At 64.4% G+C, this 12,285-nt stretch carries 17 protein-coding genes; 11 read left to right on the top strand and 6 right to left on the bottom strand.

Annotated elements, in window-relative coordinates; translation table 11 throughout:
• Nucleotides 1–150 precede the first annotated feature (150 nt).
• From FCT00_RS13860 to FCT00_RS13850, 3 genes are all read left to right on the top strand, one after another.
• Nucleotides 151–774, top strand: a complete 624-nt coding sequence (locus tag FCT00_RS13860; RefSeq protein ID WP_040884587.1) for an ATP-dependent Clp protease proteolytic subunit — start codon at nucleotides 151–153, stop codon at nucleotides 772–774.
• 137 nt (nucleotides 775–911) lie between these two features.
• Nucleotides 912–2,183: an ATP-dependent Clp protease ATP-binding subunit ClpX gene (gene clpX / locus FCT00_RS13855; protein ID WP_008330326.1), complete on the top strand. Its 1,272-nt coding sequence runs from the start codon at nucleotides 912–914 to the stop codon at nucleotides 2,181–2,183.
• 65 nt (nucleotides 2,184–2,248) lie between these two features.
• Nucleotides 2,249–2,632, top strand: a complete 384-nt coding sequence (locus tag FCT00_RS13850) for a RidA family protein (protein WP_138423483.1) — start codon at nucleotides 2,249–2,251, stop codon at nucleotides 2,630–2,632.
• On the opposite strand, the gene FCT00_RS13845 is transcribed toward FCT00_RS13850, so the two are convergent.
• Nucleotides 2,622–2,921, bottom strand: coding sequence for a hypothetical protein (locus tag FCT00_RS13845; protein WP_138423482.1), 300 nt, complete (start codon nucleotides 2,919–2,921; stop codon nucleotides 2,622–2,624). The genes FCT00_RS13850 and FCT00_RS13845 overlap by 11 nt on opposite strands.
• 198 nt (nucleotides 2,922–3,119) lie before the next feature.
• Here FCT00_RS13845 and FCT00_RS13840 point away from each other — a divergent pair, with 198 nt between their 5' ends.
• From FCT00_RS13840 to FCT00_RS13830, 3 genes are read left to right on the top strand one after another with little or no spacing between them, the layout of a single operon-like run.
• On the top strand, nucleotides 3,120–3,494 hold the full coding sequence (locus FCT00_RS13840) for an NADH:ubiquinone oxidoreductase subunit NDUFA12 (RefSeq protein ID WP_138423481.1): 375 nt from the start codon (nucleotides 3,120–3,122) through the stop codon (nucleotides 3,492–3,494).
• A 31-nt stretch (nucleotides 3,495–3,525) separates the two neighbouring features.
• Entirely contained in the window at nucleotides 3,526–3,975 is a 450-nt protein-coding gene (locus FCT00_RS13835; protein WP_171042995.1) for an MlaD family protein, read from the top strand.
• A complete protein-coding gene (locus tag FCT00_RS13830) occupies nucleotides 3,975–4,514 on the top strand; it encodes a DUF2155 domain-containing protein (protein WP_138423479.1) in 540 nt (179 codons plus the stop codon). Before FCT00_RS13835 ends, FCT00_RS13830 begins: the two co-directional genes overlap by 1 nt.
• Here the strand turns inward: FCT00_RS13830 and aat are convergent.
• The 5 genes from aat to FCT00_RS13805 all read right to left on the bottom strand — a co-directional run bounded on the left by aat (nucleotide 4,469) and on the right by FCT00_RS13805 (nucleotide 8,302).
• Nucleotides 4,469–5,128 (bottom strand): leucyl/phenylalanyl-tRNA--protein transferase, encoded by a 660-nt coding sequence (gene aat, locus FCT00_RS13825; protein WP_171042994.1) that lies wholly within the window; start codon nucleotides 5,126–5,128, stop codon nucleotides 4,469–4,471. The two genes, FCT00_RS13830 and aat, sit on opposite strands and share 46 nt — an antisense overlap.
• Before the next feature lie 4 nt (nucleotides 5,129–5,132).
• Nucleotides 5,133–6,479 carry an acetyl-CoA carboxylase biotin carboxylase subunit gene (gene accC, locus FCT00_RS13820; protein ID WP_138423478.1) on the bottom strand — a complete coding sequence of 449 codons (1,347 nt, stop codon included), beginning with the start codon at nucleotides 6,477–6,479 and terminating at the stop codon, nucleotides 5,133–5,135.
• 9 nt (nucleotides 6,480–6,488) lie between these two features.
• On the bottom strand, nucleotides 6,489–6,989 hold the full coding sequence (gene accB, locus FCT00_RS13815) for an acetyl-CoA carboxylase biotin carboxyl carrier protein (protein WP_138423477.1): 501 nt from the start codon (nucleotides 6,987–6,989) through the stop codon (nucleotides 6,489–6,491).
• 167 nt (nucleotides 6,990–7,156) lie between these two features.
• Entirely contained in the window at nucleotides 7,157–7,579 is a 423-nt protein-coding gene (locus FCT00_RS13810) for a hypothetical protein (protein ID WP_138423476.1), read from the bottom strand.
• Nucleotides 7,580–7,681: 102 nt separating this feature from the next.
• Nucleotides 7,682–8,302 carry a TetR family transcriptional regulator C-terminal domain-containing protein gene (locus FCT00_RS13805; RefSeq protein ID WP_138423475.1) on the bottom strand — a complete coding sequence of 207 codons (621 nt, stop codon included), beginning with the start codon at nucleotides 8,300–8,302 and terminating at the stop codon, nucleotides 7,682–7,684.
• Nucleotides 8,303–8,433: 131 nt separating this feature from the next.
• On the opposite strand from FCT00_RS13805, the gene FCT00_RS13800 reads away from it, so the two are divergent.
• The 5 genes from FCT00_RS13800 (at nucleotide 8,434) to FCT00_RS13780 (ending at nucleotide 12,083) form a co-directional block, all read left to right on the top strand.
• A complete protein-coding gene (locus tag FCT00_RS13800) occupies nucleotides 8,434–9,933 on the top strand; it encodes an AMP-binding protein (RefSeq protein ID WP_138423474.1) in 1,500 nt (499 codons plus the stop codon).
• A complete protein-coding gene (locus FCT00_RS13795) occupies nucleotides 9,933–10,736 on the top strand; it encodes a 3-hydroxybutyrate dehydrogenase (RefSeq protein WP_138423473.1) in 804 nt (267 codons plus the stop codon). Before FCT00_RS13800 ends, FCT00_RS13795 begins: the two co-directional genes overlap by 1 nt.
• Nucleotides 10,737–10,799: 63 nt before the next feature.
• Complete coding sequence (locus FCT00_RS13790) at nucleotides 10,800–11,357, top strand: RNA polymerase sigma factor (RefSeq protein ID WP_138423472.1); 558 nt, start codon at nucleotides 10,800–10,802, stop codon at nucleotides 11,355–11,357.
• Nucleotides 11,344–11,712: a DUF6768 family protein gene (locus tag FCT00_RS13785; protein ID WP_138423471.1), complete on the top strand. Its 369-nt coding sequence runs from the start codon at nucleotides 11,344–11,346 to the stop codon at nucleotides 11,710–11,712. The genes FCT00_RS13790 and FCT00_RS13785 overlap by 14 nt, the downstream gene beginning before the upstream one ends.
• Nucleotides 11,709–12,083, top strand: coding sequence for a hypothetical protein (locus tag FCT00_RS13780; RefSeq protein ID WP_138423470.1), 375 nt, complete (start codon nucleotides 11,709–11,711; stop codon nucleotides 12,081–12,083). The genes FCT00_RS13785 and FCT00_RS13780 overlap by 4 nt, the downstream gene beginning before the upstream one ends.
• The last annotated feature ends 202 nt before the right edge of the window (nucleotides 12,084–12,285 follow it).

Raw genomic sequence — 12,285 nt, 5'->3', positions numbered from 1 at the left:
ACGGTTTCTTAACCTTTCTGACGCATGCCGTTCACCATGGGGCGGGGGGCCTTGAAGCCCCCCGGAACCATGACTAGGCTCTTGTAGACGAGCCGTCCGGCTCGCACGAACGGGCCGTCCGGCCCAGGGAACAGTCAGAGGCAGGCGACCATGAAAGACCCCATTGATACCTATATGAACACCCTCGTACCGATGGTCGTGGAACAGACCAGCCGGGGCGAACGGGCCTATGACATCTTCTCGCGCCTGCTGAAGGAGCGGATCATTTTCCTCAATGGACCGGTGCACGACGGCATGTCGTCGCTGATCTGCGCGCAGCTTCTGTTCCTCGAGGCCGAGAACCCGTCGAAAGAGATCGCGATGTATATCAACTCGCCCGGCGGCGTGGTGACATCGGGTCTCTCGATCTACGACACGATGCAATACATCCGGCCCAAGGTGTCGACCCTCGTGATCGGTCAGGCGGCGTCCATGGGGTCGCTTCTGCTGACCGCAGGCGCGCCGGGGATGCGCTTTTCGCTGCCCAACAGCCGGATCATGGTGCACCAGCCCTCGGGCGGCTATCAGGGTCAGGCGACGGACATCATGATCCACGCGCAGGAGACCCAGAAGCTCAAGGACCGCCTGAATTCGATCTACGTCAAGCACACCGGCCAGAAGCTCAAGGCCGTGGTGGACGCGCTTGAGCGTGACAATTTCATGGACCCCGAGCAGGCGAAGGACTGGGGCCTGATCGACGAGATCCTGGAATCGCGCGGCGACGCGCCGGAATAGGATTGTTTCGCCCCCGCGACCGTGACCAGAATCGCATTGCGGGGGCAGGGACGCTGCCCTAGACTTGGGCAAACCAGGATGGAACGGCCCTAATTATGGGGCAATGAGGAGCGGGGCATCGGCCCCCGAAAGGCGATATGGCGAACAATTCCTCCGGTGGTGACAGCAAGAACACCCTCTACTGCTCGTTCTGCGGAAAGAGCCAGCATGAGGTGCGAAAGCTGATCGCGGGTCCGACGGTGTTCATCTGCGATGAATGCGTCGAGCTCTGCATGGATATCATCCGCGAGGAAACCAAGGGGTCCGGGCTGAAATCGACCGACGGTGTGCCGACGCCGCAGGAAATCTGCGGAGTTCTGGACGACTACGTCATCGGTCAGTCCCACGCGAAGCGCGTGCTCTCGGTCGCGGTGCACAACCATTACAAACGCCTCAATCACGCCGCCAAGCATGGCGACGAGATCGAACTGGCGAAGTCCAACATTCTGCTGATCGGCCCCACGGGCTGCGGCAAGACGCTGCTCGCGCAGACGCTCGCCCGTATCCTCGACGTGCCCTTCACCATGGCCGATGCGACCACGCTGACCGAAGCGGGTTACGTGGGCGAGGATGTCGAGAACATCATCCTGAAACTGCTTCAGGCGTCGGAATACAATGTCGAGCGGGCGCAGCGTGGCATCGTCTATATCGACGAGGTCGACAAGATCACGCGCAAGTCCGACAACCCGTCCATAACCCGCGACGTGTCGGGCGAAGGCGTGCAGCAGGCGCTTCTGAAGATCATGGAAGGCACGGTTGCCAGCGTTCCGCCGCAGGGCGGCCGCAAGCATCCGCAGCAGGAATTCCTGCAAGTGGACACGACGAACATCCTGTTCATCTGCGGCGGCGCTTTCGCCGGTCTCGACCGGATCATCGCGCAGCGCGGCAAAGGCTCGGCCATCGGCTTCGGTGCCGACGTCAAGGACGAGCAGGCCCGCAAGATCGGCGAAGTGTTCCAGGAACTCGAACCCGAGGATCTGCTGAAATTCGGCCTGATCCCTGAATTCGTCGGTCGTCTGCCGGTGATCGCGACGCTGGAAGACCTTGATGAGGACGCGCTGGTCACGATCCTGACGCAGCCGAAGAACGCGCTGGTCAAGCAATACCAGCGCCTGTTCGAGATTGAGGATGCCAAGCTGACCTTCACCGACGACGCGCTGCTGGCGATTTCGAAGAAGGCCATTCAGCGCAAGACCGGCGCACGCGGCCTGCGGTCGATCATGGAGGACATCCTGCTCGACACGATGTTCGATCTTCCGGCGCTCGAAGGTGTGGACGAGGTCGTGGTGAACGAAGAGGCGGCGAACACCGACGCCAAGCCGCTCATCATCTATGCCGAGGACCGCAAGGAAGGCGCCAGCGCAGGCTGAGGATCGCCGAACCGAGAGTTTTCAGGGCCACCCGAAGCCGGGTGGCCTTTTTCGTGGGAGAGAACATGGACCGCAAACACATCACTTCCGGCTCGCCCTTCGAAGCGCAGATCGGCTATTCCCGCGCGGTTGCGGTGGACGGCTGGGTCTTCGTCTCGGGGACGACCGGCTACGACTACGCCACGATGGAGATGCCCGCCGACGTGGCGCAGCAGGCCGCCAACGCGCTGGCGACCATCGGCAAGGCGCTGGCCGAGGCCGGAGGGAGCCTCGACGATGTCGTGCAAGTGAAATACATCCTGCCCGACGGTAACGATTTCGAAGCCTGCTGGCCGGTTTTGTCCAAGGCCTTCGCGACCGCGCGACCCGCCGCGACGATGATCGAGGCCCGGCTGATGAACCCCGAGATGAAGATCGAGATCGAAGCGGTCGCGCGGGTCAGTCGGTAAGCGAGACGAGGATCGTCCGGGCGCGATCCGTCACGCCGTCCGCCAGCCGATCCCATGCCACCATCACCTTTTCATAGGCCGAAGCTTCGCCGTCGGTTTCCTGCGAAAAGGCGCCGAGGTCGGCGTAGGCCTGCATGGTGTCGTCGGTCATGTGGCGCGCCGATACGGTGACCACTCTGGCCCCCGAAATCTGAATATCGCCGGTGTTCAGCCCGGTTCCGCCGAGCTGGAAGGCGCCGATGAGAACCGCACCTGCGGTCAGGGCACCCAGATTGTGAAACTCGAACATTGGGGTCTCCTTAAAAATACAGATAAAATGCGGGAAAAACTTGCGCGACAATCTTGCCCAAATGATGGCATTGTCGCGAAAATTGAACGAAACGGTCCAGCGGCGTCCGCTTGGCGACCTTCGGCCCAGAGCGGCCAATCGGGCTGGACCTTCCCGGGTGTTTGAGCCATACGGGAAAGGCAATATCGGAGGCATCCCATGCGGTTCATCCTGTCCCTTCTGACCTGGTGGCACGAAGAAACACTCGGCACCCGTCTCTACACCTGGCGCAAAGGCGTGAAGGTGGGCGAAGACGCGCAAGGAAACGAGTTCTACCGCAACAAGGACGACAGCAAACGCTGGGTCTGCTACGCGGGCGAACCCGAGGCGAGCCGCATTTCCGCCGACTGGCACGGCTGGCTGCACCGTACCTTCGACGACAACCCGGCGAACAGCCCGCTGGCCCACAAGGATTGGGAAAAGCCGCACGTGGACAACATGACCGGCACCGCGATGGCCTATGTGCCCGCCGGGTCCATCCGTCGTGAAAAGCCCGTGGAACGGTCCGACTACGAGGCGTGGCAGCCGGAATGAGCCGCCCCGCGCGGGGTCTGGGGGATCACGCATGATAAGCCGCAGCGAGATTGCCGAAACCGTCACCGGCGGCGTCGTTGTGGCCGTGGCGATCGGGTTCCTGATCTACGCGGGCGGTGCGATCGGCTGGTTCGGCGCGGGCGATGCGACCCAGAACTATCGCGTGTCGCTGGTATCGGCCAAGGGCATCAACGTGGGCTCGGACGTGCGCGTCGCGGGCGTCAAGGTGGGCCGGGTCAGCTGGCTCGCCCTCAACCCCGAAACCTTTTCCGCCGAGACCGAATTGACCGTGGACCCGAAATTCGCCTTTCCCGAAGACAGCCTTGCCGTCGTGTCCTCCGAAGGGCTGCTCGGCGGCAATTACGTCGAGATCATTCCGGGCAATTCCGCCTTCCCGCTCTCGACCGGCGGGCGGTTCCGCACGGCGGCGCCCGACATGAACCTCATGGATTTCATCATCGACCAGCTTGGGAGGCAGTGATGCGCCTGACCTTGGCCCTTGTTGCCGCAGTGCTGATAGCCGCGGCCCCGACGCTTGCTCAGGATGACGGGCAATTCGAACCGCTCGACGTGATCGAAGGCGAACCGCCCATCGACACGCCCGAGGATCAGGTGTTCGAAGAGGACGTGCCGTTCGACGAATATGGCAACCCCATCGACCCCAACGCACCCCTGCGCGAGGGCGAGGGGGACACGGTTACGACCGTGCAGGAGGGCCCGGAAGTGACGCAGGGCACCGGCGCGGTTCTGCGTGGGCTCGACAAGCTTGCGGGCACCTCCATCGACCTGAACCTCGCCACCGGCGAGACCGGCGAACTGGGCTGGCTACAGGTGACGATGGCCGAATGCCGCTATCCCAACGACAACCCGCAGGGCGACGCGTTCGCCCATCTGGTCATCCGCAACGGAAACGACGAAGAGCCGCTGTTCGACGGTTGGATGATCGCCTCGTCCCCCGCGCTGTCGGCGCTGGATCACTCGCGCTTCGACGTCTGGGTGATGAACTGCACCACCGAGTGAGGGTCGGGCAGGGGGCGCGACAGGATGTCGGCTTCACCGTCCGAAAGCGCGGCATCGAGCATGGCGTGATAGCGGGCCCGCGGCACTTCGATGCCGCCGAGCGTGGCCAGATGCTTGGTGATGAACTGCGTGTCGAACAGGGTGAAGCCGGTCTGGGCGAGGTGCACCACCAGCGTCGCCAGAGCGATCTTCGACGCGTCCCGGCGGCGTGAGAACATCGACTCGCCGAAAAACGCCCGGCCCAGCGTGACACCGTAGACCCCACCGACAAGCGCCTCGCCCTCCCACAACTCGATGGAATGGGCCCGGCCCATGGCGTGCAGTTTGCGGTAGCCGTCGAAGATCGTGGGGTTGATCCAGGTGGTCTCACGGTCCGCGCAACCCTCGACCACACCCTCGAAAGCCTCGTCGAGCGAGGCCCGGAACGGCGCTTTGCGGATCGTTCGGGCAAGCGAGCGGGACAGGCGGAACCTGTCCAGAGGCAGAATGCCTCTGAACCGGGGGTCGACCCAGAACACGGTATCGTCGCCCGCGTCTTCGGCCATGGGAAAGATGCCCGAAGCATATGCGTGCAGGAGAATTTCGGGTGTCAGCCTGTCCCTGGGACCGGCCATTCCGTCAGCTCATGTTCTCCGCCAGCCAGTGCTCCAGCCAGTGGATGTCGTAGTTGCCGGTGAGGATGTCTTCCTCGCCCAGGAGCGCGTGGAACAGCGGAATCGTCGTTTCGATCCCGTCGATCACCAGCTCGCCAAGCGCGCGGGCCAGCCGCGCCAGCGCCTCGGGCCTGTCGCGGCCGTGGACGATGAGCTTGCCGATCAGGCTGTCGTAATAGGGCGGAATGGAATAGCCGTCGTAAAGCGCCGAATCCATGCGCACACCCAGACCGCCGGGGGCGTGATACTGGGTGATCTTGCCGGGGCTGGGCGAGAAATTGGGCAGCTTCTCGGCATTGATGCGGATCTCGATGGCGTGGCCGTTGATCTGAAGATCGTCCTGCGTGAAGGACAGGCCCAGACCCTCGGCGACGCGGATCTGCTCGCGCACGAGGTCGACGCCGAAGATGCCTTCGGTCACCGGATGCTCCACCTGAAGCCGCGTGTTCATCTCGATGAAATAGAACTCGCCGTCTTCGTAGAGAAACTCGATGGTGCCCGCCCCGGCATAGCCCATCTCGGCGATGGCGTCGGCGCAGATGCCGCCGATGCGCGCCCGCTCTTCGGGGCTGATCGCGGGGCCGGGGGCCTCTTCGAAGACCTTCTGATGGCGGCGCTGGAGCGAACAGTCCCGCTCGCCCAGATGGACGCCGCCGCCCTTGCCATCGCCGAAGACCTGCACCTCGATATGACGGGGCTTCTGGAGATACTTCTCCATATAGACTTCGTCGTTGCCGAAGGCCGCCTTGGCCTCTGACCGGGCGGTGCGGAAGGCGTGTTCCAGCTTGGCCTCGGACTCCGCGACCTTCATGCCGCGGCCACCGCCACCGGCGGTCGCCTTGATGATGACCGGGTAGCCCATCTCGGCTGCCACCTTGCGGGCGGTCTCGATGTCGGGCACGCCGCCAGCGGAGCCGGGGACGACCGGGATGCCGAGTTTTTCGGCGGTTTCCTTGGCCGTGATCTTGTCGCCCATCATGCGGATATGCGCGGCGGAGGGACCGATGAAGGTCAGGTCGTGATCCTCGACGATCTGCACGAAGTTCGCGTTCTCGGACAAAAAGCCGTAGCCCGGATGGATCGCCTGCGCGCCGGTGACTTCGCAGGCCGCGATGATCGCGGGGATATGCAGGTAGCTCTGGCTGCCGGAAGCCGGGCCGATACAGACGCTTTCATCGGCCATGCGCACGTGCATCGCGTCGGCGTCAGCGGTGGAGTGGACCGCCACGGTGGCAATCCCCATCTCGCGGGCCGCGCGAATGACGCGAAGGGCGATTTCGCCCCGGTTGGCGATCAGGATCTTGTCGAACATCCGAAACCCTTACTCGAGGATCATCAGGGGCGCGCCGTATTCCACGGGCGACCCGTCCTCGACCAGAATGCGTTTGACCGTGCCCGCGCGCGGGGCGGGGATCTGGTTCATGGTTTTCATCGCCTCTACGATGAGAACCGTGTCCCCCTCGGCCACCTTGTCGCCGACCTTGACGAAGGCGGCCGCACCGGGTTCGGGCGAGAGATAGGCGGTGCCGACCATCGGCGAGGTGACGGCACCGGGATGCTTGGCCGGGTCGTCCTCGCCACCCGACGACGGGGCGGGCGCGGCTGCGGGGGCTGCGGGTGCATGGGCGGCGGGGGCCGGGGCCGGCGCGGGGGCTGCCGCGTACTGCGTCACGACTTGTCCACCACGGGCCACGCGGACGTTGAGCCGGTCGGCCTCGCCGTATTCGCGTTTCACTTCGAGTTCGGTGAGGTCGTTCTCACGCAGAAGCTCGGCAAGGGCCTGAATGAAGGCCACGTCGCTATCATGGGAATTCTTGGTCATACCGTCCTCGAGCCTGGTTCCCCCATCTGTCGCGGGGGCATATCACTCCTGCTTATAGGACGGCAGGCGGGGGGAGAAAAGCACCCCCATGCGTTTTGGTCGGAATAGGCGGCACGAAACAGGGGCCGACGCGCGGGTGGCGACGGGCCGCAAAAGGCGCTCTTGGGTCAGTCGGCCGTGTCGTCGCGCACCGCTTCGGTCTCGTCAGCACCGGCGGGCTCATCAGCGGCGGGCGGTGTTTCGGCTTCGGCCTGCCCCTGCACGGCGGGGGAATCGCGTTCCTGCGACCGTTCGGCCTCCATCCGGGCGAGTTTCTGTTTCAGATCGCTTTCGACTTCGAGCAGGCTCACCTCGAACGACGGGGGCGGTCCGGCGGGCCGCTGTCCCTGCGCGACAGCGCGCCTTAGTGCGATGATGTCGCGCGATGCGCTGGCCTGACTGTCCTGCTCCGGGTGATCGCGTGCCTCCGACCGCGCGTCCGACAGGGTCGGCTTCGCGTCGATCTTGTGGATGGCCACCGGGCGCACGTCATGCACCGGCATCGCGAATGCGGCTTTTGCGCCCAAGGGGGCTGGTCCGGAAATCTCCATTTCCATGCTCCGACTACGGTGCCCCCACCGTATGCGTCTTCGCATACTTTGCCTGCCAGCTGTCCTTGTCCACAGAATCCGGCGTGGGTGGTTAACTGTTGGTTAACGCGTCGGAGTCAGGGCGGAGCGGTAGAGATGCGTCAGAAAACGGCGTGCATCGTCGAAATGGTCCGAGTTGCCGGTCTGCAGGATGCCGCGCACCTGAATGTCGAAATCGGCATAATGCTGCGTCGTCGCCCAGATCGAGAAGATCAGGTGGTGGGGGTCGACGGATGCAAGTCGTCCGGCGTCGGACCACGCCCGGATGACCTTGGCCTTTTCGTCCACCAGCTCTTTCAGCTCGCCCGTAATCATGTCCATGATACGCGGCGCTCCCTGCACGATCTCGTTCGCGAACAGGCGGCTTTCGCGCGGCAGTTCCTGCGCCATGTCGAGCTTTCGCAGCGCATAGGCGAGGATTTCCTCGACCGGATCTCCGGCCTCGTCGAGCGCGCGCAGCGGCTCCAGCCAGTCGGTCATGAGGTGAGAGAGCAACTCGCCGTGGATCGCCTCTTTCGACGGGAAATAATACAGCAGATTGGGCTTCGACAGCCCCGCCGCCTGCGCGATCTGATCCAGCGTCGCCCCCCGGAATCCATGCTGCGAGAACACGTCGAGAGCAGCCTCGCGAATGGTTTCGCGGTTCCTGCGCTGGATGCGCGTGACAGGCTTGGCTTGGTTCATCGATGTCTCCGTGGTCCCGGCCGGAAGGATAGATTGCATGGATTTGACCAGATGATCAACGACTACGGGACTTTACGGACTGGCGCGTGGCGCGGTGGACGCATAGGCTCTGCCGTCGGGAGGACGAGGATATGAACCTGGCATTGTGGTTGGAGCGGGTCGCGGCGGTGCATGGCGACCGGCCGGCGTTGTTCACGGGCGAGACCTGCGTGGCCGACTACGCGGCCTTTCGCGACCGGGCTGTTGGCGTGGGCGCGGCGCTGACCGAGCGGGGGATCGCGCCCGGTGACCGGGTGGCGATCTTCATGAAGAACGTGCCGGAATACCTGATCGCGCTTTACGGCATCTGGGTCGCGGGGGCGGCGGCGGTTCCGATCAATGCAAAGCTCCACCCGCGCGAGGCAGCCTATATCCTCGACGATTCCGGGGCACGGGCGGTGTTCGCGACCGACGGGCTGGCCCAAGGGCTGGCCGAGGCGACCGCCGTGCCGATCATCGCGATGGACGATCTGTCGGCGATGGCCGTGCATGCGCCACGTGCCATCGAGCCGCGCGCGGGCGACGACCTTGCGTGGCTGTTCTACACCTCCGGCACGACGGGCAGGCCCAAGGGCGTCGTGCTCACCCATGAGATCCTACAGGTCGTCTCGCTGTCCTATCTCGCCGATGTGGACGAGGTGTCGGTGGAAGACGGGGCGTTCTACATGGCACCGATGAGCCACGGCGCAGGGCTTTACGCGCTGGTTCACGTGCTCAAGGGGGCGCGTCACATCTGTCCGGCCTCGGGCGGATTCGAGCCGGCGGAATTGCTTGATGCGGCGCAACGGATGGGACCGCTTCACATGTTCATGGCGCCGACGATGGTCCGGCGGATCACCGATGCGGCCAGCGCGGCGGGGGACCGCGCCGAGGGGATCAAGACGATCGTCTACGGCGGCGGGCCGATGTACGTGTCGGATATCGTCGAGGCGGTCGACTGGTTCGGACCCAAGTTCGTGCAGATCTACGGGCAGGGGGAATGTCCGATGGGGATCACGGCCCTGTCGCGCGACGAGGTGATGGACCGCACGCACCCACGCTGGCGCGAACGCCTTGCCAGTGTCGGCCGAGCGCAATCGGTGGTCGAGGTGGCCATCGGCGACGCGGAGGGAAGCCCGGTTGCACCTGGCGACACGGGCGAGATTATGGTGCGGGGGCAGGTGGTGATGCCGGGCTACTGGCGTAATCCCGAGGCCACCGCGAAAACGATCCGAAACGGCTGGCTGATGACCGGGGACATGGGCACTCTCGACGCGGACGGGTATCTGACGATGAAAGACCGCTCGAAGGATGTCATTATCTCGGGCGGGACCAATATCTATCCCCGCGAGGTCGAGGAGGCGCTGCTCACCCACCCCGCCGTGCGCGAGGTGTCGGTGATCGGCAGGCCGAGCGCGGAATGGGGGGAGGACGTGGTCGCCTTCGTCGTCGCGACGGGCGTGGACGAGGCGGCGCTCGACGCGCATGTCCTTGCACAAATCGCGCGTTTCAAGCGGCCCAAGGCGTATTTTTTCACCGATGACTTGCCGAAAAACAACTATGGCAAGGTTCTGAAAACCGAGCTGCGGGAGCGGCTGAAGGAGATGACTTGATGACTTCACTGAACGGAAAAACGGCGCTTATCACCGGATCGACCAGCGGGATCGGGCTGGGCATCGCGCTGGAACTGGCCCGCGCCGGGGCGCGCGTCGCGCTCCATTCGCTGCCGGGCGACAAGGCCGCCGACGAGGCCGTGAAGCAGGTGCAGGCCGCCGGATCGCCGGAGGTGAAGTTCTTCGGCTCCGACGTGTCCAAGGCGCAGAACGTGCGCGACCTGATGGAAGAGGTCGAAGGCTGGGGGCCGATCGACATCCTCGTGAACAACGCGGGCATTCAGCACACCGCCCCGATCGAGGATATGCCGGACGAGAAATGGGACGCGATCATCGCGATCATGCTGTCGGCCTGCTTCCACACGATGAAGGCGGCGCTGCCGAAGATGGCCGAACGGGGCTATGGCCGTGTCGTGAACATCGCCTCGGTTCACGGGCTGGTCGCGTCCAAGGAAAAGACGCCCTACGTCGCGGCCAAGCACGGGCTGGTGGGGCTGTCCAAGGTGGTGGCGCTGGAATACGCCTCGAAGGGTGACCCGAAAAAGGGCGGCGTGACCGTGAACTGCATCGGACCGGGCTTCACCGAAACCGCCCTGATCGAAAGCCAGATACAGGCGCGGGCCGATCTTCACGGTGGCGACCGGGACGAAGGCATTGCGGACCTTCTGTCGGAAAAACAGCCGTCGCTGCGCATGACGCAGACCTCGGACCTTGGCGCGCTCGCCGTGTTCCTGTGTTCGGACGCGGCCCATAACCTGACCGGCGTCACGATCCCGGTGGATGGCGGCTGGACCGCGCAATAACGATTTCATTGAACCGAAACGGGTGCCCGTCGCACTCTCTCCCATGAAAGGAGAATAGCGGCGATGGACACCCGTATCCGGGCGCTCGAGGCGTATCTCGTCGCCTCGGCCCGTGCCGGGGACACCCGCGCGCTGTCGCGGCTGGTCGAGCTTCGCGGTGGGCGGCTCATGGCTCATGCCGTGCGGCTTCTGGGCGACCGGGAGGTTGCGCGCGACGTGGTGCAGGAGGCGTGGGTGGAAATCCTGCGGGGGCTTCGCACCCTGCGCGACGACCACGCGTTCCTGCCTTGGGCGCTCAGGATCGTCACCCGCCGTGTCGCGCGTGAGATCCGGCGGCGCCAGCGGGGCCGGGCGTTGGAGGCGGCGGTGGCGTCGGAAACCGATCTGTCGGTGGACGAGGCCGGACCCGTCGCGTCGGACGCGGCCAAGGTGCGGGCGGCGATTGCCGCGCTCCCCCGCGATCAGGCGGCGACCGTCGCGTTATTCTACCTCGAAGACCTGTCGGTGGGCGAGGTCGCCACGGCACTCGACGTGCCCGTGGGGACCGTGAAGACCCGCCTCATGCATGCGCGGCGCAAGCTGCGCGATCTCTTGGAAGGAGAGGATGATGAACAAGATTGATCGGATGATCGAAGAGGCGCTGTCCGAAGAGGATCGCGCCATTGCCGAGGCGACGGCGGAACGCGGCTGGTTCGCGCTCGCCCTCGGCACGTTCCGGGGCAAGTTGGGCTGGATCACATGGGTCGTGATGATCGTTCAGACCACGATGTTCGGCTTCGCGGTCTGGTGCGGCTTTCGCTTCTACGGCGCGACCGATGTGCTGACGGCGGTGAAATGGGGCATCACGGCCGCGGTGCTGGCCCTCATGGCGACCGTTCTGAAACTCAGCCTCATGCCGCAGATTCAGGCGGATCGTATCCTGCGCGAACTGCGCCGGGTCGAGTTGATGATCGCGAAGCGGGACGTGGGCCAGTGACCCAGACCATCGCCTTGATCGCCGGGCCGTATCTGATCGTCACCGCGATCGGCTTCCTCGTGTCGCGCGGGTTTTATGAGCGCATGGTGCTTGGCAATGCCAAGGCCGACCCGGTGCTTCTGAACCTGTCCGGTGCCGTGCATTTCGTCGTCGGGATGGTGATCCTGGTCAATCACTGGCAGTGGAACGGCCTTGGCGCGATCCTCGTGTCGCTCCTCGGTGTTGCCGCCGTGGCCAAGGGGGCATCGCTGATCGCCGTGCCGGAGCTGACGCTCAAGACCCCCAAGACGGTGGGGCCGACCCTGACGATGAGCGCGGTTGGCTTCGCCCTGTGGGGGGCCGCACTGTTGTGGGTCGCCATCGCGACATGAAAACCCCCGATCCGTCAGACGGGTCGGGGGCGTGCACTCTAAAGCAAAAGGGTCCTGAAATGAGTGTCGAAACACTTAAGTGATCCGACACCTCTCAATATTACACGATTCTTACCATTCGGTCAAGAAATGAGCAACCTTACGTCCGGTTGGCCCGGGGTCGCGAAATAAAATGACCGGCGCATGAGGCCATGCGCCGGTC

This window comes from Maritimibacter alexandrii (assembly GCF_005871115.1).
GTDB lineage: Bacteria > Pseudomonadota > Alphaproteobacteria > Rhodobacterales > Rhodobacteraceae > Maritimibacter > Maritimibacter alkaliphilus.
This window is presented reverse-complemented; position numbering and strand designations above follow the sequence as displayed.

What these genes read in the sequence shown, in the direction of transcription:
- FCT00_RS13830 (WP_138423479.1), top strand. Translation starts at nt 3,975, where the DNA reads ATGCGCCTGACCTTGGCCCTTGTTGCCGCAGTGCTGATAGCCGCGGCC.
- FCT00_RS13845 (WP_138423482.1), bottom strand. Translation starts at nt 2,921, where the DNA reads ATGTTCGAGTTTCACAATCTGGGTGCCCTGACCGCAGGTGCGGTTCTC.
- accC (WP_138423478.1), bottom strand. Translation starts at nt 6,479, where the DNA reads ATGTTCGACAAGATCCTGATCGCCAACCGGGGCGAAATCGCCCTTCGC.
- FCT00_RS13835 (WP_171042995.1), top strand. Translation starts at nt 3,526, where the DNA reads ATGATAAGCCGCAGCGAGATTGCCGAAACCGTCACCGGCGGCGTCGTT.
- FCT00_RS13810 (WP_138423476.1), bottom strand. Translation starts at nt 7,579, where the DNA reads ATGGAGATTTCCGGACCAGCCCCCTTGGGCGCAAAAGCCGCATTCGCG.
- FCT00_RS13785 (WP_138423471.1), top strand. Translation starts at nt 11,344, where the DNA reads ATGAACAAGATTGATCGGATGATCGAAGAGGCGCTGTCCGAAGAGGAT.
- FCT00_RS13790 (WP_138423472.1), top strand. Translation starts at nt 10,800, where the DNA reads ATGGACACCCGTATCCGGGCGCTCGAGGCGTATCTCGTCGCCTCGGCC.
- FCT00_RS13850 (WP_138423483.1), top strand. Translation starts at nt 2,249, where the DNA reads ATGGACCGCAAACACATCACTTCCGGCTCGCCCTTCGAAGCGCAGATC.
- FCT00_RS13805 (WP_138423475.1), bottom strand. Translation starts at nt 8,302, where the DNA reads ATGAACCAAGCCAAGCCTGTCACGCGCATCCAGCGCAGGAACCGCGAA.
- FCT00_RS13860 (WP_040884587.1), top strand. Translation starts at nt 151, where the DNA reads ATGAAAGACCCCATTGATACCTATATGAACACCCTCGTACCGATGGTC.
- clpX (WP_008330326.1), top strand. Translation starts at nt 912, where the DNA reads ATGGCGAACAATTCCTCCGGTGGTGACAGCAAGAACACCCTCTACTGC.
- aat (WP_171042994.1), bottom strand. Translation starts at nt 5,128, where the DNA reads ATGGCCGGTCCCAGGGACAGGCTGACACCCGAAATTCTCCTGCACGCA.
- FCT00_RS13800 (WP_138423474.1), top strand. Translation starts at nt 8,434, where the DNA reads ATGAACCTGGCATTGTGGTTGGAGCGGGTCGCGGCGGTGCATGGCGAC.
- FCT00_RS13840 (WP_138423481.1), top strand. Translation starts at nt 3,120, where the DNA reads ATGCGGTTCATCCTGTCCCTTCTGACCTGGTGGCACGAAGAAACACTC.
- accB (WP_138423477.1), bottom strand. Translation starts at nt 6,989, where the DNA reads ATGACCAAGAATTCCCATGATAGCGACGTGGCCTTCATTCAGGCCCTT.
- FCT00_RS13795 (WP_138423473.1), top strand. Translation starts at nt 9,933, where the DNA reads ATGACTTCACTGAACGGAAAAACGGCGCTTATCACCGGATCGACCAGC.